Raw genomic sequence first — 396 nt, forward strand, 5'->3', positions numbered from 1 at the left:
TGTTCGGAATGTGGCAATGTAATGGAGTTTCGAGGGATAGCTGTGCGCAAAAATGGGCGTCTAACCCTTCAATTTGCGAATGATAGACAAGCTAAAAACTATATTAATCGGGAGATTGATTACATTGTGTCGAAAACATATGAATATAAGAAAAAAGAAGCAACGCGAAAAGCTATTGAAAAATATCGGTTCAGCTGGGATAAACTCGAAAAAGAAAGCAATAAAAAACGTTGAATTTATCGTTGTAAAGAACAGTTATAAAATGTAGAAAAATGACAATGTAAAATTGTTGGTTTTCCTACATTTTTTATATACTCTTCTTATCCCCTATAGAATTGGAGTGGAATAGGAATGAGAAGAGATATCAGAGAAGGAGTGAAAAAACATATGATTGAT

Annotated in this window: 1 pseudogene; it reads left to right on the forward strand. The window is 33.1% G+C overall.

What is annotated here, in order from left to right:
- Positions 1 to 234: pseudogene (locus tag ACYQ2O_RS12910) on the forward strand (hypothetical protein); the annotation flags it as partial.
- Positions 235 to 396 lie beyond the last annotated feature (162 nt).

Source organism: Alkalibacterium sp. m-11, assembly GCF_054658155.1.